General features: G+C 70.3%; 20 protein-coding genes and 1 pseudogene. 13 read left to right on the forward strand and 8 right to left on the reverse strand.

The window, feature by feature from the left end; translation table 11 throughout:
- Positions 1-511: hypothetical protein (locus tag Msi02_RS41965; RefSeq protein ID WP_204053286.1), on the forward strand; the 511-nt coding region annotated here is incomplete at its 5' end.
- A gap of 9 nt (positions 512-520) precedes the next feature.
- Here Msi02_RS41965 and Msi02_RS41970 read toward each other — a convergent pair.
- Both Msi02_RS41970 and Msi02_RS41975 read right to left on the reverse strand, forming a co-directional pair.
- On the reverse strand, positions 521-1615 hold the full coding sequence (locus Msi02_RS41970) for a hypothetical protein (protein WP_204053287.1): 1095 nt from the start codon (positions 1613-1615) through the stop codon (positions 521-523).
- Positions 1612-1950: a PadR family transcriptional regulator gene (locus Msi02_RS41975; RefSeq protein ID WP_239109379.1), complete on the reverse strand. Its 339-nt coding sequence runs from the start codon at positions 1948-1950 to the stop codon at positions 1612-1614. Before Msi02_RS41975 ends, Msi02_RS41970 begins: the two co-directional genes overlap by 4 nt.
- Positions 1951-2075: 125 nt before the next feature.
- Between Msi02_RS41975 and Msi02_RS41980 the strand changes: the two genes are divergently transcribed.
- The 8 genes from Msi02_RS41980 (at position 2076) to Msi02_RS42010 (ending at position 9963) form a co-directional block, all read left to right on the forward strand.
- On the forward strand, positions 2076-2645 hold the full coding sequence (locus Msi02_RS41980; protein WP_079317282.1) for a TetR/AcrR family transcriptional regulator: 570 nt from the start codon (positions 2076-2078) through the stop codon (positions 2643-2645).
- Positions 2646-2708: 63 nt separating this feature from the next.
- Positions 2709-3884, forward strand: a complete 1176-nt coding sequence (locus Msi02_RS41985) for a GDSL-type esterase/lipase family protein (RefSeq protein ID WP_204053288.1) — start codon at positions 2709-2711, stop codon at positions 3882-3884.
- 706 nt (positions 3885-4590) lie between these two features.
- On the forward strand, positions 4591-6318 hold the full coding sequence (locus tag Msi02_RS41990) for an MFS transporter (protein ID WP_204053302.1): 1728 nt from the start codon (positions 4591-4593) through the stop codon (positions 6316-6318).
- Positions 6312-6437 carry a hypothetical protein gene (locus tag Msi02_RS44220; RefSeq protein WP_275414233.1) on the forward strand — a complete coding sequence of 42 codons (126 nt, stop codon included), beginning with the start codon at positions 6312-6314 and terminating at the stop codon, positions 6435-6437. The genes Msi02_RS41990 and Msi02_RS44220 overlap by 7 nt, the downstream gene beginning before the upstream one ends.
- 107 nt (positions 6438-6544) lie before the next feature.
- Positions 6545-6691, forward strand: a complete 147-nt coding sequence (locus Msi02_RS41995) for a hypothetical protein (RefSeq protein WP_204053289.1) — start codon at positions 6545-6547, stop codon at positions 6689-6691.
- Positions 6688-8037, forward strand: a complete 1350-nt coding sequence (locus Msi02_RS42000; protein WP_204053290.1) for a TrkH family potassium uptake protein — start codon at positions 6688-6690, stop codon at positions 8035-8037. The genes Msi02_RS41995 and Msi02_RS42000 overlap by 4 nt, the downstream gene beginning before the upstream one ends.
- A 1-nt stretch (position 8038) precedes the next feature.
- Positions 8039-8692 carry a potassium channel family protein gene (locus Msi02_RS42005; RefSeq protein WP_239109381.1) on the forward strand — a complete coding sequence of 218 codons (654 nt, stop codon included), beginning with the start codon at positions 8039-8041 and terminating at the stop codon, positions 8690-8692.
- A 230-nt stretch (positions 8693-8922) separates the two neighbouring features.
- Positions 8923-9963, forward strand: coding sequence for a PP2C family protein-serine/threonine phosphatase (locus Msi02_RS42010; RefSeq protein ID WP_204053292.1), 1041 nt, complete (start codon positions 8923-8925; stop codon positions 9961-9963).
- A 17-nt stretch (positions 9964-9980) separates the two neighbouring features.
- Here the strand turns inward: Msi02_RS42010 and Msi02_RS42015 are convergent, their stop codons facing one another.
- Together Msi02_RS42015 and Msi02_RS44355 are read right to left on the reverse strand one after the other, a co-directional pair.
- The gene (locus Msi02_RS42015) at positions 9981-10208 is read right to left on the reverse strand and encodes a hypothetical protein (RefSeq protein WP_204053293.1); all 228 of its coding nucleotides are present in this window, start codon (positions 10206-10208) and stop codon (positions 9981-9983) included.
- A 14-nt stretch (positions 10209-10222) separates the two neighbouring features.
- The gene (locus Msi02_RS44355; protein ID WP_204053294.1) at positions 10223-10408 is read right to left on the reverse strand and encodes an FAD-binding protein; all 186 of its coding nucleotides are present in this window, start codon (positions 10406-10408) and stop codon (positions 10223-10225) included.
- A 127-nt stretch (positions 10409-10535) separates the two neighbouring features.
- Here Msi02_RS44355 and Msi02_RS42025 point away from each other — a divergent pair, with 127 nt between their 5' ends.
- Positions 10536-10745, forward strand: a complete 210-nt coding sequence (locus Msi02_RS42025; protein ID WP_204053295.1) for a hypothetical protein — start codon at positions 10536-10538, stop codon at positions 10743-10745.
- A gap of 51 nt (positions 10746-10796) precedes the next feature.
- On the forward strand, positions 10797-12563 hold the full coding sequence (locus tag Msi02_RS42030) for a thiamine pyrophosphate-dependent enzyme (RefSeq protein ID WP_204053296.1): 1767 nt from the start codon (positions 10797-10799) through the stop codon (positions 12561-12563).
- Between the two features lie 253 nt (positions 12564-12816).
- On the opposite strand, the gene xynA is transcribed toward Msi02_RS42030, so the two are convergent.
- The gene (xynA, locus tag Msi02_RS42035) at positions 12817-13899 is read right to left on the reverse strand and encodes an endo-1,4-beta-xylanase XynA (protein WP_204053297.1); all 1083 of its coding nucleotides are present in this window, start codon (positions 13897-13899) and stop codon (positions 12817-12819) included.
- A gap of 722 nt (positions 13900-14621) precedes the next feature.
- On the opposite strand from xynA, the gene Msi02_RS42040 reads away from it, so the two are divergent.
- Positions 14622-16349 (forward strand): RICIN domain-containing protein, encoded by a 1728-nt coding sequence (locus Msi02_RS42040; RefSeq protein WP_204053298.1) that lies wholly within the window; start codon positions 14622-14624, stop codon positions 16347-16349.
- Between the two features lie 22 nt (positions 16350-16371).
- Here Msi02_RS42040 and Msi02_RS42045 read toward each other — a convergent pair.
- The 3 genes and pseudogenes from Msi02_RS42045 to Msi02_RS42050 form a co-directional block, all read right to left on the reverse strand.
- A pseudogene (locus Msi02_RS42045) lies at positions 16372-16737 on the reverse strand (transposase); the annotation flags it as partial.
- A 182-nt stretch (positions 16738-16919) separates the two neighbouring features.
- Positions 16920-17054, reverse strand: a complete 135-nt coding sequence (locus Msi02_RS44230) for a hypothetical protein (RefSeq protein ID WP_275414235.1) — start codon at positions 17052-17054, stop codon at positions 16920-16922.
- 54 nt (positions 17055-17108) lie between these two features.
- Complete coding sequence (locus Msi02_RS42050) at positions 17109-17816, reverse strand: SDR family oxidoreductase (RefSeq protein ID WP_204053300.1); 708 nt, start codon at positions 17814-17816, stop codon at positions 17109-17111.
- Between the two features lie 62 nt (positions 17817-17878).
- Between Msi02_RS42050 and Msi02_RS42055 the strand changes: the two genes are divergently transcribed.
- Positions 17879-18289 carry a MerR family transcriptional regulator gene (locus Msi02_RS42055; RefSeq protein ID WP_204053301.1) on the forward strand — a complete coding sequence of 137 codons (411 nt, stop codon included), beginning with the start codon at positions 17879-17881 and terminating at the stop codon, positions 18287-18289.
- The last annotated feature ends 171 nt before the right edge of the window (positions 18290-18460 follow it).

Raw genomic sequence — 18460 nt, forward strand, 5'->3', positions numbered from 1 at the left:
CAGCGACGACGACGTCGCCACCGACTACTACCGCGCGACCACATTCAACGGATCCGCCCCCGGCGACCGCACCGACCTCAAAGGACAGGACCGCTACTACCAACTCTGGTACGCCCACCGCCAGGTCTTCGTCCGCGCCGCCGACGTCGACCTGCACGACGCGCAGCGATCGCCGGTGTCCAACACCACGCCCCCGGTCGTGCGCGGCGTCCCGAAGGTCGGCCGCACGCTGACCGCCTTTCCCGGCGCCTGGACGCCGTCGCCCACGCGGATCCGGTACCAGTGGCTGCGCGACGGTGCCGAGGTAAGGGGCGCGACCGGGCGGACCTACCACCTCAAGAGCCGCGACCGCGGCGCCCGGCTGTCCGTACGGGTGACGGCGTCGGCCCGCGACTACGAGCCGGGCGTCGCCACGTCGGCGGCCACCTCGCCGGTCCGGTCCGCGAAGCCCGTGCGCCACGACAAGCCGCGATGGCGCTATCACCACCGGCACGCGAGGTCCCACCGTTAGGCGGGAGCGTTATCCGGGCTGCCCAGGCACCTCGGTGAGGCTCCCGTCCTCAGCCCGCAGCGCCCGTACGCCGATGAGGGCGAGGGTGATCCCGATCGCCAGGAGCACGGCCAGTTGCAGGGTCGCGTTGAGGCCGATCACGCCGGTCGCGCCCCAGGGCATCGTGCCCACCCGGGCGAGCACGGCGGGCACGGTCAGGATCGCCGCCGCCAGTGCCACGGGCGCGGCGGGCTTCACCGGCGCCCCGGGCCGGGCCAGGCACCACACCGTGACCGCCAGCAGCGACACGCACGTGAGGCCCGGCGTGTCGACCCACATCCAGGCGGACATGAGGGGCCGCGCCGGGACGGTCCCCGCTCGCACCATCGCCCCGAGCACACCGACGACCACGCTGAGCAGGACGCCAGCGGCGATCGGGAGCGCGAGCAGGAGCAGGGCCCGCCGCGCGGGCAGGCGGGGCGGCGGCGCGTCGCGGTGGAACCCGATCGCCAGCGCCAGCACCGTGACCACGGCCGGCAGGACCGAGCAGGCCCAGCGCACCGCGTCCACCTGCCAACTGACGAGCGGTGGCACCAGCACGTACGGCACGACCAGGGCGGCGGTGGCCGCCGCCTTGGCCGTGCGGGGACGGCCATGGACGAGCGCGCCGAGAGCGACCGCCCACAGCAGGGGCACCAGGTCGGCCAGCACGAGTCGCACGCGCTCGGGCGACTCGGGATCGCCGATGCCCATGACACCGTCAGGGAGAGCGTCCACGGGGATGCCGTACGTCAGCACCGCCTGCCCGGCGTACAGGCCGCCGACCATCGTCCAGAAGACGAGGCCCAGCAGGGCGGCCCGGCGGACCGCCTCGCCGCACAGGGATGACCCGGGCGTTGACCCCGGACCGCCCAGCCGCAGCCGCAGCGCGAGCGCGGCCACACTGGCGATCTCCAGGAGGCGCGGGCGCTGGTCGTCGTGTCCGGCCCGCCCGCGTTGGGCGCCCTCCATGAAGGCCGAGACCATCTCCTCCTCGCGCTCCGCCCGATAGGGCGCCGGCAGCAGCCGCAGCCACCGCCGGTAGCGCTCCTCGAGCACGCTCCCTCTACCGATTCGCTCGCTCATGCCGGCCCTCCCGCCTGCCTGAGCCGCAGCCGCTCGACGGCCCGGCGCGCGTTGTCGGCCAGCCGTACGGCCTCCTCCTCCAGCGCCCGCGCCCCCTCGTCGGTCAGCCGGTAGTAGCGGCGCAGCCGTCCCTGCCGCACCTCTTCGCGGTCCGCCTCCACGCACCCGTCGGCCGCGAGCCGGTCCAGCACGCCGTACAGGGTGCCGATCTTGAGTTGAACGCGCCCTCCGGAGAGCCGCTCGACCTCCTGCGCGATGCCGTAGCCGTGCCGCGGCTCGTCGACGAGTGCGGTGAGAACGAGGAACGCCGGTTCCGTCATCGCCCGTGCTGTCACGCCTCCAGAATATATCGGAAGACATGATATTCAAGTGCCCCGTACGTCCCTGCGGAAGCCATCGCGATTTGCCTAAAACTATTAGGCAAATCCATAATGAGTTCAGGCGAATCAGGGAGAGGGCGATGGCACGGGCAGGGCTGACGACGGAACGCCTGATCAGGGCGGGGGCGGAACTGGCCGACGAGGTCGGCTTCGACCAGGTGACGATCTCGGCGCTGGCCCGGCGGTTCGGCGTCAAGGTGGCGAGCCTGTACTCACATCTGAAGAGCTCCCAGGACCTCAGGACCGGGATCGCGCTGTTCGCTCTGGAGGAACTCGCCGACCGGGTCGCGGACGCGCTGGCCGGACGCGCCGGCAGGGACGCCCTGGCCGCCTTCGCGGCCGCCTACCGTGACTACGCCCGGGAGCATCCCGGCCGCTACGCCGCCGCCCGGCTCAGGCTCGACCCCGAGACGGCGGCCGCCAGCGCCGGTGTCAGGCACGCGCAGATGACGCGGGCGATCCTGCGCGGCTACGACCTCGCGGAGCCGGACCAGACACACGCGGTCCGGATGCTGGGCAGCGTCTTCCACGGCTACGTCAGCCTGGAGATGAGCGGAGGCTTCAGCCACACCGCCGTCGACCCGGAGGAATCCTGGTCGTGGATCGTGGACTCCCTCGACGCCCTGCTGCGTAACCGGGCCACACCCTGACCACCAGGGGCTTGCCCCGACGTATCGGACCACCGTGAACATCCCGATCAACAGGCTGAGGCGATGAGCACCGAGCACGACTGGATCACCACCCCCGTCACCCCGGACATCCTGCGCGGCGTCCTCGACGTGGAACGCACGCCACACGGCCTGCTGCCGCACCGGCTGCCCGCCCGGGCTCGCCGGCAGATCCCCGACGAACAACTGACCATCGCCGAGGCCCAGCCGTCCGGCGTACGGCTGGCGTTCCGCACCAGGGCCACCGCCGTCGAGCTGGACACGCTGCGCACCACGAGGGCCTACCGGGGTCTTCCGGCCCCGGCGGACGGCGTGTACGACCTGCTCGTCGACGGCCGACTCACCGCCCAGGCCACCGTGACCGGCGGCAACGTCCGCACGATCGACATGGTCACCCAGTCCGTCGAACTGCGCGAAGGACCTCCCGGCACCGCCCGGTTCACCGATCTGCCCGCGGGTGACAAGACCGTCGAGATCTGGCTCCCTCATACCGAGATCACCGAGCTGATCGCCTTGCGCACCGACGCCCCGATCGAGCCGGCACCGGACAGCGGGCGCAGAGTGTGGCTGCACCACGGCAGCTCCATCAGCCACGGCTCGAACGCCGCCCACCCGACCGCCATCTGGCCGGCCCTGGCCGCCGCGCGGGGCGGAGTGGAGCTGGTCAATCTGGGGTTCGGCGGCAGCGCGCTGCTCGACCCGTTCACCGCCCGCGCGATGCGGGACGCCCCCGCCGACCTGATCAGCGTGAAGATCGGCATCAACATCGTCAACGGCGACGTGATGCGCCTGCGCGCCTTCACCCCCGCGGTCCACGGCTTCCTCGACACCATCCGCGACGGGCATCCGGCCACGCCGCTGCTGGTCGTGTCCCCCATCCTGTGCCCGGTCCAGGAGGACACCCCCGGCCCGCTGGCGCCCGACTTCGACAGCGGGACCGTGCGGTTCAAGGCCACGGGCGACCCTGCCGAACGCGCCGCCGGGCGTCTGACGCTCAACGTCATCCGCGGCGAACTCGCCCGGATCGTCGGGCAGCGGGCGGTCGACGACCCGAACCTGCACTACCTCGACGGCCGCGAACTGTACGGCGAGGCGGACTACGCGGAACTCCCGCTGCCCGACGCGGTGCACCCCGACCCCGCGGGACACCGCCGCATCGGCGAGAACTTCGCCCGCCTCGTTTTCGGCGCCGGCGGCCCATTCGCCGTAACCACCGGCTGACCGAAATTCCGGCGGCATATCCCGCCGGCGCAGCTTTTGTGTCAGCGGCTTTAAGTGCTCGATATCCGGGCAGCGGCGGCTCACCCGGAATTCCCGCAAGGCGGGCGCCCAGCCTGTCGGCGGCGAGGATCCGGACGAGCGGGAGGGACTGTCGGCCTCGGCGATCGAATCGGCGGTCGAGGACTGCCTCCGCCGCTTACGCACCTGGTGCTCGCCTGGCCGACCGGAGGCGTCCCCGCGGGGGCGCCGATCGTCGGTGTCAGCGATGCCACCCAGTTGGAGGAGGCTCTGGCCGGCGTCGCCCTGGCGCTCCCCCGGGAGCTGCGCGCGCGGCGGACGCGGCCGCCTGAACGCCTCGCCGCCCGCCCGTTTCGTACGCGATGAGTAACCGGCCGGCCGAGTTTATGGTCCCGGTCCACGGGCAACCGGCTTTGGTAGATCGCGCTCATTGATCATGCCCGGGAGGACGCACATTCGCCCGACGAGGTGGCGTGCGCCAATGCTCGAAAGGCACCGCGATGCTGACACCGGTCTGTGAGATCGAACCCGGCACCGAAAAGCCCCTGATCGTACACGTGAACGCGACGGCCACGGGCGGAGGAGTCTCCGAACTGCTGCGCGGCGGTGTGGCGGGCGTTCGACGCCGAGCTCGCCGCGCTGGACGCCGTGGTCACGACGCTGTGCCTACGGCAGCCCGCCACTGCTGATGCGCAGCGGCATCGGACCCGAGCGGGTGCTGCGCGAGCTGGGCGCGCCGGTGGTGCTGCCGCCGGCCGGGGTGGGGTCGAACCTGATCGACCACCCCAAGGTCGACCTCTCGCTCACCCCGGCGGATGCGCTCGTGCTGCCGGACCTCCACGTGTACATGGCTCAGACCGTGCTCAAGGTCCGCTCGGGCATGGCCGCCGACGAGTACTGGGACGTGCACATCGTGCCGACGGCCGGCGCCGGCGAGGACGAGCACGGCCGCTTCGTCGGCCCGCTCACGGTCGCGCTGAACGTGTTCGTGTTGACACCCCGATCCAGCGGCACTGTGCGAGCCCGGTCACTGGACCCGCTGGCCCCGCCCCTCGTCGATCCCCGCTACTTCACCGGCCCGGACGGCCACGACCGTCAGGTGGCTCTGGACCGCGTCGACCTGGCGCCCAAGCTCGCCGAGACCACCCCGGTGAGCGAACTCGCGACGCTCGTCCCGTGGTCGCCGGCACGGCACTCTCCTCGCCGAGTGCCGCGGCGCGGCGCTCGGCGGCAGCGCGTCAGGGTCGCCGGAGCGCTCCGGCATGGCTCGAAAGCAGAGGAAGGAGGAGACCGCGTGCGCTCGCAGCGGGTTTCCGTGTTCATCGTGTTCATCGTGTTCGTGCTCAACGGCGTCATCGCCGGCTCGTGGGCGCCGCGCATACCGACGCTCGCCGGGAAGATCCACGCGGAACCCGGGGTGCTCGGCATCGTCCTGCTCGGCGCCAGCGTCGGCCTGACCGTGGCCGCGTCGTTCGCTGGCCGGTTGTGCGCCCGCTTCGGCGCCCCCGCCATCGTGTTCGCGTCGGCCGTCAGCGCCGCGTGCGCGCTGCCCGTCCTCGCGCTCGTCACGACGCCGCTGCAACTCGGCCTCGTCCTGGTGTGGATCGGCGCGTCCTTCGGCGTGTTCGACGTGTCGATGAACGTCGCCGCCGTGACCGTCATCCGCCGCGTCGACCGGCCGCTGATGCCGGTCTTCCACGCCGGATTCAGCTTCGGCGGGCTGGCCGGCTCGCTGGGCGCCGCGTTCGCCGCCGGGCACGGCGTCGGCCTGCTCCCGTACTTCGCCGTGGTGACCGTCGCCTCGCTGGCCGTCACCGTCGGCGTGATCCGCTTCGTGCCGCGCGAGGAGCCCGCGACCGGCGCCGAGGAGCGCGGCGGACCCGACCGCCGTATGCTGCGCCGCCCGGTGCTCTGGCTGCTCGGCAGCATCGCGTTCGTGTCCGCCATCGTCGAGGGCTCGAACGGCGACTGGTCGGCGTTGTTCGCGGTTCGCGAGCGAGGCATGTCCGAGGGAACCGGGGCGCTCGTGTTCTCCGTCTTCTCCGTCGCGATGGCGATGGTCCGGTTGCTCGGTGAGCGGATCCAGCGCCGCTTCGGCCCGTTCGGGATTGTGGTCACCGGATCGCTGTTCGCCGGGATCGGCCTGCTGACGGCCGCGATCGTGCCGGTCGCCTGGCTCACCTACGCCGGGTACGCGATGGCCGGCGGGGGTGTCGGGCTGGTGTTCCCGATCGTGCTCGACCTCGCCGGCGCGGTCAGCCGGCGGAGCGACGGCACCGGCGGCGAGCGGGAGATCGGGTTCGTCACGAGCATCGCCTACTCGGGCTTCCTCATCGGCCCGCCCATGATCGGCGGCGTCGCGCAGCTGACAAGCTGTCGTTCGCCGTCGGCTTCATCGGGGTCGTCGCGATGCTGATCGTCCTGGCCTCGCTGGCCTCGGCCGCCGCGCGACGGCGCGAGGAGCGGTCCGCCGGCGATACGGACAGGCACGCGACCACGTTCAGGGCCGGTCTGTCGGTTCCGGCCGAAGACTGACCCGGGCAGATGTGCCTGGTGGGAAATGTGCTGTTACGGTAGGCCGCGGTGTGCCGGGAAGTCGGGTCGGCGACGTCGTCCCGTTGCCCGCACGTCGGAGGTTCTCGGTGGTATCGCAGACGGCCCGCCAGGGGATCGGGCCCAAGGGCTTCGCCTCGGTCGCCCACAAGCTCGTCGTGCCCGGCTCCGGCGTCGCCGCCGCCCGGCAGTTCGTCGCCTCGGTCCCGCCGCACTGCCCGGAGCGACCGGCATGAGGCTGTTCTGGGCCCTGGTGGCGCGTTTCCACCAGCCGGCGCAGGTCATCACGACAGTGTTCGGGGTGACGGTCCTCCTGGGGACGGCCCTGCTGTCCAGCCCGCTCGCCACGAGCTCGGGGAAGCCCGCGGACTGGCTTACCGCCCTGTTCACCGCGACGTCGGCGGTGTGCGTGAACGGGCTGACCGTCGTCGACACGGCCACGCACTGGTCGGCGTTCGGCGAGGTGGTCATCGCCGTCCTGATCCAGGTGGGCGGCCTCGGCATCATGACCCTGGCGACGGTCTTCACCCTGCTCGTCTCCCGCAGGCTGGGCCTGCGCGCCCGGCTGTCGGCCCAGGCCGAGACCAAGGTGCTCAACGGCAGCGACCTGCGGCGCGTGGTGGGCAAGGTCGTGGTGTTCAACCTGACCTGCGAGGCCGTCGTGGGAACCGTTCTCACGCTCAGGTTCGTGCTCGGGTACGGCGAGCCCGTCGGGCGCGGCCTGTACCTGGGCCTGTTCCACGCGGTCTCGTCGTTCAACAACGCCGGTTTCGCGCTGTGGCCCGACAGCCTGGTCAGGTTCGCCGCCGATCCCTGGGTCTGCCTGACCGTCGCGACGGCGGTGATCGTTGGCGGGCTCGGCTACCCCGTGGTGTTCGAGCTGCGCCGCTCCTGGCGCCGCCCCGGACGCTGGTCGCTGCTGACCCGCATCACGCTCACGGTCACCACCGTCCTGCTGGCCGGCGGCACTCTGGTCTTCCTCGTCACGGAGTGGACGAACCCCCGCACGCTCGGGCCCATGGACGGCCAGGGCAAGCTGCTCGCCGCGTTCTTCACCGCCGTCATGCCGCGCAGCGCCGGATTCAACAGCCTCGACATCACGCAGATGCATCCCTCCAGCTGGCTGATCACCGAGCTGCTGATGTTCGTCGGCGGCGGCAGCGCGGGCACCGCCGGCGGCATCAAGGTCACCACGCTGGGCCTGCTCACGTTCATCGTCTGGGCTGAGCTGCGCGGCGAGAGCCGGGTGAACATCGGCCACCGCCGCCTCACCGAAGCGGCGCAGCGGCAGGCGGTCTCGCTCACCGTCCTGAGTGTGGGCCTCGTCGCGCTCTTCACCTACGTCCTGCTGGTGCTGACGCCGCACTCCCTCGACCGGGTGCTCTTCGAGGTCGTCTCCGCCTTCGGCACGACCGGACTGTCCGTCGGCGTCGCCTCCGTCGTCTCCCCCGTCGCACAGGTGCTGCTCACGCTGCTGATGTTCATCGGCCGGATCGGCCCGCTCACGCTGGGCTCCGCACTGGCGCTCAAGGAGCGCACCCGCCGCTATGAATTACCGGAGGAGGACGTCATCGTTGGCTGACATGAGAAACGACCCGGTGGCGGTGATCGGTCTCGGCCGCTTCGGCACCGCGCTCGCCCTGGAACTGGTGCGCCGCGGCACGGAGGTGCTCGCCATCGACCACCGCCCCAAGGTGGTGCAGAGCCTCGCGGGCCAGATCACCCACATCGCCACCGCCGACGCCACCGACCCCGAGGCGTTGCGCCAGCTCGGCCTGCCGGACTTCTACCGCGCGGTGTGCGCCATCGGCAGCGACCTGGAGGCGAGCATCCTCACCTCGTCGCTGCTGGTGGAGATGGAGATCGACGACATCTGGGCCAAGGCCGTCAGCCGGCAGCACGGCCGCATCCTCAGCCGGATCGGCGTCCAGCACGTGGTCTTCCCCGAGCACGACATGGGCGAGCGCGTGGCCCACCTGGTCAGCGGGCGGATGCTCGACTACATGGAGGTCGACGAGAACTTCGCCCTGGTCAAGACCCTCCCGCCCAAGGAATACGTCGGAGTCCCCCTCGGCGAGTCCAGCCTGCGCCGCAAGTTCGGGGTGACGGTGGTGGCGGTCAAGCGGCCGGGCGAGGAGTTCACCTACGCCACCGCCGAGACCGAACTCGGCTACGGCGACGTCATCATCGTGTCCGGCCGTACGGACCAGGTCGAACGCTTCGCGGAGCTGCCGTGACGGCGTGGGGGGAAGGCCGGATGTCCGGCTTTACCGGCCACCGCGTCACGAATTCGAGTAACGTCACTACTCGTAGTGATCAGATGGGGCGCGCTGCGACTTAACCGACCGGCCCGAAATGGCGGCATCCGTCGCGGACAATGGGGAGTGCCCCGTTCACTACGCGGGAAGAAGTAAAGCCATCGGGAAAGGAATCTCGTGCTGACGTGGGGGCCGGCTATGGAGTCGCGATGAATTCCCAGAGCATCCTGCGTGCGTTGCCGTTCATCGCGATTCTCCTGGTCGTCGTCATCGACCTGAGCACCGAACCGGGCGTGGGCTTCCTGCCGCTCCTCACCCTGGGCCCGGCCTTCGCCTCGGTCGCGGGGGGCGTGCGCCGCACGGCCATGGTGGGGGCGCTGGCCCTGGCCATATGCATTCCCCTCGCCGTCTACGACGATCTCCTCGGCAAGCCGCAGAACAACCTCACGATCGCGGCGATCATCGGCGTCACCGCCGCGAGCATGATGGCCAGCAGGCTGCGGAACCGGCGGGAGCGCGAACTCGCCAACGTCCGCCTGGTCGCCGAGGCGGCCCAGCGGGTGCTCCTGCGCCCGGTCCCCCGCCGCGCCGGCGACCTGCGGGTGGCGCTCTCCTACACCTCCGCCGCAGCGGAGGCCCAGATCGGCGGTGACCTCTACGAGGTGGTCACCACCCCCGAGGGCGTACGGATCCTCATCGGCGACGTGCAGGGCAAGGGTCTGGAGGCGGTCGAGACCGCCGCGTGGGTCCTCGGCGCCTTCCGCGAGGCCGCCTACGACCAGTCCGAACTCCCCGGGGTGGTCGAACGCGTGGAGACCAGCCTGGCCCGGCACCTGAGCGGCGAGAAGTTCGTCACCGCCATATTCGCGGAGGTCCACGACGGAGAGATCTCCCTGCTCAACTGCGGCCACCCCGCGCCTCTCGTGCTGCGGCGCGACGGCGGCGTCCACTTCGCGGAACCGCAGGAGGAGGCGCTCCCGCTCGGGCTCGGCACGCTCGGCTCGCCGCGCCCGAAGCCGCACCGGGTGCCGTTCGGGGACGGCGACCAGATCCTCTTCTACACCGACGGCGTGATCGAGGCCCGCGACCGGCAGGGCCGCTTCTACCCGCTCCGGGAGCGGGCGCACCTGCTGCGCGGCGCCGATCCGCAGGCGGCCCTCGACGAACTGCGCGCCGACCTGCTGCGCCACGCCGGCGGCCCCTTCCCCGACGACGCCGCCATGCTCCTGCTGCACCGTCATCCAGGGTAAGGCGGAGCCGCGGCCCACTACTCGGGGTGCTCGCCCCTGGCGCGGTCGCGGAGCCTGCCCACCAGCGTGGCCGCGGCCTGGCCGACCCTGCGGAGCACGGCGTGCGCCGGGCTGGCCGCGAAGCTCGACTCGTCCAGCATGTCCTTGACCATCTGCAGGGCGATGCGGTTGCGGTCCTCGGCGAACCTGACTAAGTCGATCGGGGCGAGGTTGACGCCGTACTCGGGGTTGTCGAGGAACACCATCTGCTCCCACTTGATCAGGCCGAGACGTCTTGCCGGCCGTCGCCGAATGGGTGCCGCAGGAGTTGTTGCCGACCAATGCCGCCGATCGTCGCGTGGTCGTGGGTCGCGGAGTCCGGGCCGAAGGTCAGGCCGTACGGCGCGGCGGCGTCCCTGAGCCGGTCGCAGATGACGCCGGGCTGCACCCGCGCGCTGCGGCGCATGGGGGCCTGCGATATGCCGGTCTGCCGCACACAAAGCCGCCGTGACCTGCGGCGTCGTTTACGTGTACCGGGGGCGGGAAGGGCCCCTCGGGCGAGCCGAGCGAGCCGTTCGATGCCGGAGTCGATCATGAACGTGCAGAGCAACGCGGTGAAGAGCGCGGGCGACAGACTGGCGTCGGCGATCGGCAGCGTCGCGGGTGCCGTGGCCGACCCGAAGGGCGGCGTGAAACAGCTGAAGTCCGCGATGTCGTCCCCCAAGCCGCTCGCCGTCGCCGCCGGCCTCGCCACCGCGTACGTCCTCGGCTGGCGCCGCGGCCGCCGGAGCGCGACACGGTGAGGGCCGCGGGCGCCCGGGCGCCCGTACGGCTGATCTCAATCGGAGGCGGACATGACCGAGATCGTGGGTGAGAGCCTGGCCCGGCGGCTGGTGGAGTGGGGGGTCGACACGATCTTCGGGCTCCCCGGTGACGGGATCAACGGCCTGATGGAGGGCTTCCGCAGGCACCGGGAGAAGCTGCGGTTCATCCTGGTGCACCACGAGGAGGCGGCCGCGTTCATGGCGACCGGCTACGCGAAGGCGACCGGGCGGCTCGGGGTGTGCGCCGCGACGTCGGGGCCGGGCGCCATCCACCTGCTGAACGGCCTGTACGACGCCAAGCTCGACCACGTGCCCGTGCTGGCCCTGACCGGCATGCAGGAGACCTCGGTGCTGGGGACCCACTACCAGCAGGAGGTCCACCTCGACCGCCTCTACCAGGACCTGGCCGCCTACAACCTGATGGTCACCAATCCGCAGCAGATGCCCGGCGTGGTGGACCTCGCGGTGCGCAACGCGCTGGCCAAGCGGACGGTGTCGCACCTGACCTTCCCCAACGACATCCAGGTGACGCCCGCGAGCGAGGACCCCTACCGGCACGTGGGGCCCGGCAGCCCGCCCGCCAGCCTGCCGACCTGCGCTCTCCCGCCGCTGCGGCCGGTGGAGGAGGACCTGACCAGGGCGGCCGAGGTGCTGCGGCAGGGCGAGCGGATCGCCATGCTCGTCGGCGTCGGCGCCCGGCACGCCCGCGAGGAGGTGCTGGCGGTCGCCGAGAAGCTGGCCAGCCCGATCGTGAAGACCCTCCCCGGCAAGTTCGTGGTGCCCGACGACCACCCGCTCACCACCGGCGGGCTCGGCCTGCTCGGCACCGCGCCGAGCGAGGAGCTCATGGAGGAGTGCGACACGCTGCTCATGGTCGGCACGTCCTTCCCCTACGCGAAGTACCTGCCGCCGGACGGGCAGGCCCGGGTGGTGCAGATCGACGCCGATCCCACCCTGCTCGGCATCCGCCGGCCCACCGAGGCCCCGGTCGCGGCCGACGCCAGGCTCGCTCTCCAGGCGCTGCTGCCCATGCTCGAACCGGCGAAGGACCGGTCGTTCCTGGAGAAGTACCAGCGCAAGATGGACGCCTGGCGGGAGGAGATGAAGGCGCTGCAGGACCCCTCGCGCGACCCCATCGCGCCGCAGTACCTCATGGCCTGCGTCGACGAGGCGGCCTCCGGCGACGCCATCCTGACCTGCGACTCCGGCACCATCGCGACGTGGGCCGCGCGGCACTGGACGATCCGCGGCGGGCGGGAGTTCTACCTGTCGGGCAACCTCGCCACGATGGCCCCGGGCCTGCCGTACGCCATCGGGATGCAGCACGCCTTCCCCGGCCGTCAGGTGATCGCCTTCGTGGGCGACGGCGGCTTCGCCATGCTCATGGCCGACTTCCTCACCGCCGTACGGCACGACCTGCCCATCAAGGTCGTGATCAACAACAACAACAGCTACGGGCAGATCCTGTGGGAGCAGATCATCCTCGGCTACCCCGAGTACGCCGTGCGGCACCGGCAGCCCGAGGCCGACTTCTCCGCCTGGGCCCGCGCGTGCGGGGCGTACGGCGCGAAGATCAAGGACCCGAAGGACCTGCCGGGCGCGATCCGTGAGGCCCTGGCGCACGACGGGCCGGCCCTGGTGGACTGCGACGTCAATCCCAACGAGCCGCCGATGCCGGGCAAGGTCAAGTACGAGCAGGCCAAGCACTTCACCGAGGCGTTCCTGCGCGGCCAGCCGCACAAGGCGGGCGTCCTCGCCACAGTGGCTCGCGACAAGATCAACCAGCTGCTCTCCTAGAGGGCCTTGAGTTCGAGGCGTGCGGAGAACTCGGCCCCGGGCTCCGAAATGATCACTCTGTACAGGTCGGGATCGTAGGTGGTTGCGGTGTTGATCGTCCCGCCGCCGTCGCCCCAGGACGAGCGAGCAGGCCAGGGCCACGGCGGTGAACGTCACCGGGAGCGGACGCCGGCCGGTGCGCCGAGGGAGCGGGGCCCGACGGCGCCCGCTCCCCGTTCGCGCGTCGCCGCGCTGTGACATACGGTCGTGCCGGTCAGCCGGTGGTGCAGGCCGAGCCGTTGAGGCTGAAGGCCGAGGGGTTGGGGTTGCCGCCGGAGTAGGTGCCCTGGAAGCCGAACGAGGTGGTGGCGCCGGGCGCCAACGAGCCGTTGTAGGACACGTTGCGCGCGGTCACCGACGAGCCGCTCTGGCTCACCGTCGCGTTCCAGGAGTTGGTGATCTGCTGGCCCCCCGGGAAGGACCAGGCCAGCGTCCAGCCGTTGATCGTGCCGCTGCCGGTGTTGGTGATGGTCACGTCGGCGGTGAAGCCGTTGCTCCACTCGTTCTTCGAGTAGGACACGCGGCACGCCCCGGCGCCTCCCGGCGAGGAGGGCGAGACCGAGGGCGAGGGGCGGGGGGAGGGCGAGACCGAGGGCGAAGGATCGGTCGTGCCGCCGATGGTGATGTTGGAACTGCCGCTGCTCTGGTATCCCTCGGTGGCGAGGATCTGGTAGTCGTGGCTGCCCAGGTTCATGCCGTAACGGGCCCAGGCGTCGAAGTGGTTGCCGACCGTGATGGTGCCGCCGGTCCTCTTCTGCTGCCGGACGCTCCAGTACTGGTTGAAGGTCTGGTTGCCGTCGATCGAGGGGGCGTTGTAGCGCGTCGTCTCGTAGATGTCGTAGGTGCCGCCGTCGGTGGTGACGGTGCCCTTGTACGTGCCCGTCGGCCGGTAGGTGCCCCAGTTGTCGACGATGTAGTACTCCACCAGCGGGTTCCGCGTCCACCCGTACAGCGACAGGTAGGCGTTGCCGGACGGATTGAAGCTGCCCGAGTAGGTCACGGTCCTGCGCCCGCCGGTGCTCCAGCCCTTGCCGGCGACGAAGTTGCCGGTGTTGCGCCAGGAGGTGCTGTAGTTCCCGCCGGACCCCAACTCCATGGAGACCGTGCCCTGGCTGTCGGTCCAGAACGAATAGAAGTAGCCGTTGTTGGTGCCCGTCTGATTCGTCGTCACGGCCGCGTGGGCGACGCCGGGCAGCAGCGCCACGGCCGCGGCCAGCACCACGGCACAGACACGGCCGATCAACAGCCGCACACCGCCGCGCCCGCGGCTTCCCATCCGGATCGGAATGCGATTCATGTACGTACTTCCTCACGCGGTCGCCGGCCTGAGGACCATGTCGCGATGTGCGACCCGGACCGACAGTGGTCGAGGCCCTTCATGCGGGCGAAATTATCGGAAAGACGGCGAAAGTGTCAGCCGAAGCCTGCGGGGCTGTCAACGACTCGCGTAAAGCCGGTTTCGCCCAGAGGGTCGTCTCGTACGAATCGGTCCTGGTCACGGGCGATCGGCGGCGGGCGGGCGCCGACGGAGGCGATGAAAGTTACTACCGACGCCGACGATCACGGCGCCGTCGCCGAGCATGGCCTTCGTCCGTGTGACCGTACGGTCCGGCTCCGGCACACGCAATCCTTTGCCCTCCATGTCCACTGGGGTGCTGGTCCCACCGGTTTCCGTCATGGGCAATCGTGTGCAGAAAAAAGCTCAACTGCCCGAAAGCCTTGACGGCCAGACAAGTTCACCGTACGTTTCCGGCTCGGAAAACCTTTGCGCACAGTTGCCCAAACCGGGTTGTGTGCGCTGCGTCGCCGTGACCGCCGCACTGGCACCGATCTGGGGAATCCCATGTCCCGCGAATCTTCCGCCTCTCCGCGACCGGGGCGGTCGAGGACCGAGGCCATGGCTACCCGGCCGCCGGTACGCGGCCCTGGCGGCCGGCGTCGAGCCCCCCTCGTCGCCGGCCGACGACCCCGCGGTCCGCTCCGCGGACAACCCCCCAACCACTCCTCAGGAGAGACGCAGTGAAGACGACCAGACCCAGAGCCGGGCAGGCCGCTGCCCTGCTCACCTCGCTCGCGCTCACCGCAGCCGGCGCGACCCTCGCCGCCGCTCCCGCCGACGCCGCCGCGAGTGCCTCGACCACCCTGGTGGTCAACGCGAACCAGCCCTTCCGCCCGGTGACGCATGTGGCCACCGGCTCGCTGTACGGCCTGGCCGACGCGACGAACCCGGCGGACAACCTCGTCCAGGCCATCAAGCCGAACACCTTCGTCCAGAAGCCGCAGGGCGGCAAGCAGCAGCCGACGGGTGACATCCTGACCGTCGCCCCGAAGGCGGCCAGGGCCGGCGCGAAGCTCGTGAACCGGCTGTCCGACCTCTACGCGGGCTGGCCGTACCAGTTCAGCTGGAGCAACTGGTTCAGCCTGGTCGACCAGCAGATCGCCCAGGTCAAGGCGTCAGGCGTCAACCTGGCCGCCTACGAGCTGTGGAACGAGTCGGACAACACCTGGAACTCGTCCAACGGCACCTTCGAGGACTTCTGGACCAGGACCTACCGTGAGGTGCGGGCCAAGGACCCCACGACCCCGATCCAGGGGCCGAGCTTCTCGGACAACATCAGCGACATGGACAACTTCCTGAGGAACGCGGTCGCGACCAACACCGTCCCCGACATCATCGCCTGGCACGAACTGATCAGGTCGTCGAAGATCGCCGGTGACGTCGCCACGGTGACCAACCTCGAGAAGAAGTACGGCATCAGCCCGCGTCCGATCGCCATCGAGGAGTACGCCGCCCCGTCCGAGGTCGGCGTCCCCGGTGCCCTGGTCGGTTACATCGCGAAGTTCGAGCGGCTGGGCATCCGCGACGCCGAGCTCGCGTTCTGGAACCAGTCCGGCACACTCGGAGACCTGCTCACCGGCCGGGGCGGTTCCCCCAACGGCGCCTACTGGCTCTACAAGTGGTACGCCGACATGAACGGCAACATGGTGACGACCACCCCGCCCGCGCAGACCGGCATCGACGGCGCCGCGGCGATGAACAGCGCGGGCAACCAGCTCAGCGTCATCGTCGGAGGCGGCTCCGGCGACAGCGCCGTGGCGATCAACGGGCTCGGCTCCTTCGGCGGAACCGTCCACGTCAAGGTCGAGTACACCCCCTCGCCCGGGCGTACGGTGGCCGTCTCCGGGCCCAGCACGCTGGCCGAGTCCAACTACACCGTGGTCAACGGCTCCGTCACTGTGCCCATCCCGGCGATGAACGCCACCTACGGATACCACCTGGTCGTCACCCCCGGTAGCGGCAGCGGCAACCCCGGCACCTCGCTGGCCGGGTCCTACCAGATCAAGAACGTGAACAGCGGCCTCGCCCTGGACACGCAGAACTCGGGCACCGCCCAGGGCACCCTGGTCGACCAGGCCACCCCCTCGTCCAGCAACACCCAGACCTGGACCCTCGTGGACGCCGGCTCCGGCCTCTACAAGATCGTCAACAGGGCCGGCGGGCTGGTCCTCGGCATCACCAACATGAGCACCAGCAACGGCGGGACCGCCCTGATCTGGGGTGACAGCGGCACCGCCGACCACCTGTGGTCGTTCATATCGGACGGGAACGGCCACTACAAGATCCGCAACTACAACAGCGGTCTGCTGCTCGGCGTGAACGGCATGAGCAAGTCCTCCGGCGCCCAGGTCCTCCAGTGGGAGGACAACGGCACCGCCGACCACCTCTGGACTCTCACGGCCCGCTAGGGCCTGTCTTCATAGTGGTCGCCTAGAGCCAGAGCAGGAGTGCTGCGATGGTGACCACGGCGGTGTATGAGGTTGCGGTCTTGTCGTAGCGGGTGGCCAGGGCGCGGAACTGTTTGAGCTGGTTGAAGCAGCGTTCGACCACGTTGCGTCGTTTGTAGATCTGAGGGTCGAAGACCGGTGGGGGGCCGCCCCTGCTGCCCGGCCTGGCGCGGCCGGCGACTTGGTCGGCCCGCTCGGGGATGGTGTGGCTGATCCCGCGTCGCCGTAGGTAGATGCGGATGGCGCGGGAACTGTAGCCCTTGTCGGCCACCACATGGTCCGGGCGGGTGCGAGGCCGGCCGCGACCGAGACGGGGAACACGGACCGCTTGCAGCACCTGCTGCAGGCGAGGGCTCGCACGATGGTGGAGCCCACCGCGACCAGCCAGTCGAAGTCGCCGCGGGCGTCGGCGTTGGCTTGCAGAGCTTGCAGCATGCGGGTGAAGGTGCCGTTCGTCAACTCGTACCGGCGAATCACGCCAAGTCATGATCCAACACCTAGATCACATTTGAAGGCAACGGCCTAGGGAGATCACCCTTCCGGTACGGCCCATCGGGTCGGCCGCCGTCCCTCGGCCTTGACGCCGGGCAGGGTGGCGAGCATCCGGAACGCCGCCGTCCGCACCCGCGGCGGGGCGGGTGCCTGCGACAGCAGGGTTCCGGCCACATCGCTCAGCGCCCGGGTGCGTTCCGCACCCTGTAGGGAGCGGATCGGTTGCGGTCAGGCGTTCAGGAACTGGTGGAACTGCTCGTCGAACTCCCGCGGGTCCTTGCTCAGCGATGCCTTGACCATTTCGGTGAACTCGTCGACGACCACCTCGAGCGCCTCGGCCTCGACACCGTCGAGGGTGATCCGTGCGACATCGGCGGGGTCCATCTTGGGCATGTCGTAGCCCTTCGTCATGTCGGTGTCGGCCATCGCAAGATGCACGGAGGTGACGAGCGTGCCCTGACCGGCCAGTTCCTGGCGCAGTGCTTTACTCATGCTCCAGACGGCCGCCTTCGACACCGCGTAGGCGCTGCTGCCGGGGAAGACGAACCAGGACGCCGAAGAGGCGATGTTCACGATCGCGCCCCCGCCGTTCGCTGCGAGGACCGGCGCGAAGGCACGGGCCATCGACAGCGTGCCCCAGAAGTTCACGTCCAGCGCAGCGCGGACCGCCTGCAGGTCACCGAGCAGGGCGCCGCCTCCGATGCCGGCATTGTTGACCAGCAGGTTCACATCGTCCGCTCCGCGGGCTGCGGCCGCGACGGAGTCCGGGTCGGAGATGTCCAGGGCGAGGACCTCGACGCCGTCGAGATCGATGGACTCGGGACGACGGGCGGTCGCGTAGACCTTCGCGCCTCGCTCGACGAGTTGGGCGGCGAGGTGGCGGCCGATGCCGCGGTTGGCTCCGGTGACGAGCGCAGTCGCTCCGTGAATGTTCATAAGACGTACGCTAGATCCTCACGTCAACGTGAGGATCAAGTCCGGACTGCACGGGAGGTGCCATGCGCATCGGAAAGGTGGCCGAACGTGCTGGAGTCAGCGTCCGTGCGCTGAGGTACTACGAAGAGCAGGGGCTCGTCATCGCCGACCGCAGCCCCAGCGGCCACCGCCAGTACCCCGAGTCTGCCGTTGAGCGGGTGAAGTTCATCCAGCTCCTCTACGCGGCCGGTCTGACCAGTAAGGCGATCCTGCAGATCCTCCCGTTCCTGGACACCCTCGTCGCGACCCCGCAGATGACACGCCGACTCACGGACGAGCGTGCCCGTATCCGGGTCAAGATCGACGCCCTGACCAGGGCGCACGATCGGCTAGAAGAGCTGATCCGCCTCGCCGCCGAGTACGAGAACTCTCCAGCGACGTGCTCGGCGAGCGCGGACGTCGCCGCATCGCACACGTCACCTCCGCGGCACTGACTGCAATGCGAGAGGCTGTTCCGGCAGCGCTGGCAAGTAGACACCACAAGAACCGCTTCCCGGCCGAATTCATCCCGCCGGGACCTGGCGCCTCAACGGCGGCCGGGCCGGTGCTTAGCGGCGGCTGTCGCCCGGAACGACCATCCGCGCTACGCCGACTCCACCAGGCCC

Source organism: Microbispora siamensis, from assembly GCF_016863095.1.
Taxonomy (GTDB): Bacteria; Actinomycetota; Actinomycetes; order Streptosporangiales; family Streptosporangiaceae; genus Microbispora; species Microbispora siamensis.

What these genes read in the sequence shown, in the direction of transcription:
- Msi02_RS42055 (WP_204053301.1), top strand. Translation starts at nt 17,879, where the DNA reads ATGCGCATCGGAAAGGTGGCCGAACGTGCTGGAGTCAGCGTCCGTGCG.
- Msi02_RS44220 (WP_275414233.1), top strand. Translation starts at nt 6,312, where the DNA reads ATGCTGATCGTCCTGGCCTCGCTGGCCTCGGCCGCCGCGCGACGGCGC.
- Msi02_RS42000 (WP_204053290.1), top strand. Translation starts at nt 6,688, where the DNA reads ATGAGGCTGTTCTGGGCCCTGGTGGCGCGTTTCCACCAGCCGGCGCAG.
- Msi02_RS42015 (WP_204053293.1), bottom strand. Translation starts at nt 10,208, where the DNA reads ATGGTGTTCCTCGACAACCCCGAGTACGGCGTCAACCTCGCCCCGATC.
- Msi02_RS42005 (WP_239109381.1), top strand. Translation starts at nt 8,039, where the DNA reads ATGAGAAACGACCCGGTGGCGGTGATCGGTCTCGGCCGCTTCGGCACC.
- Msi02_RS42050 (WP_204053300.1), bottom strand. Translation starts at nt 17,816, where the DNA reads ATGAACATTCACGGAGCGACTGCGCTCGTCACCGGAGCCAACCGCGGC.
- Msi02_RS41980 (WP_079317282.1), top strand. Translation starts at nt 2,076, where the DNA reads ATGGCACGGGCAGGGCTGACGACGGAACGCCTGATCAGGGCGGGGGCG.
- Msi02_RS42030 (WP_204053296.1), top strand. Translation starts at nt 10,797, where the DNA reads ATGACCGAGATCGTGGGTGAGAGCCTGGCCCGGCGGCTGGTGGAGTGG.
- xynA (WP_204053297.1), bottom strand. Translation starts at nt 13,899, where the DNA reads ATGAATCGCATTCCGATCCGGATGGGAAGCCGCGGGCGCGGCGGTGTG.
- Msi02_RS41985 (WP_204053288.1), top strand. Translation starts at nt 2,709, where the DNA reads ATGAGCACCGAGCACGACTGGATCACCACCCCCGTCACCCCGGACATC.
- Msi02_RS41970 (WP_204053287.1), bottom strand. Translation starts at nt 1,615, where the DNA reads ATGAGCGAGCGAATCGGTAGAGGGAGCGTGCTCGAGGAGCGCTACCGG.
- Msi02_RS42010 (WP_204053292.1), top strand. Translation starts at nt 8,923, where the DNA reads ATGAATTCCCAGAGCATCCTGCGTGCGTTGCCGTTCATCGCGATTCTC.
- Msi02_RS44355 (WP_204053294.1), bottom strand. Translation starts at nt 10,408, where the DNA reads ATGCGCCGCAGCGCGCGGGTGCAGCCCGGCGTCATCTGCGACCGGCTC.
- Msi02_RS42025 (WP_204053295.1), top strand. Translation starts at nt 10,536, where the DNA reads ATGAACGTGCAGAGCAACGCGGTGAAGAGCGCGGGCGACAGACTGGCG.
- Msi02_RS41990 (WP_204053302.1), top strand. Translation starts at nt 4,591, where the DNA reads ATGCGCAGCGGCATCGGACCCGAGCGGGTGCTGCGCGAGCTGGGCGCG.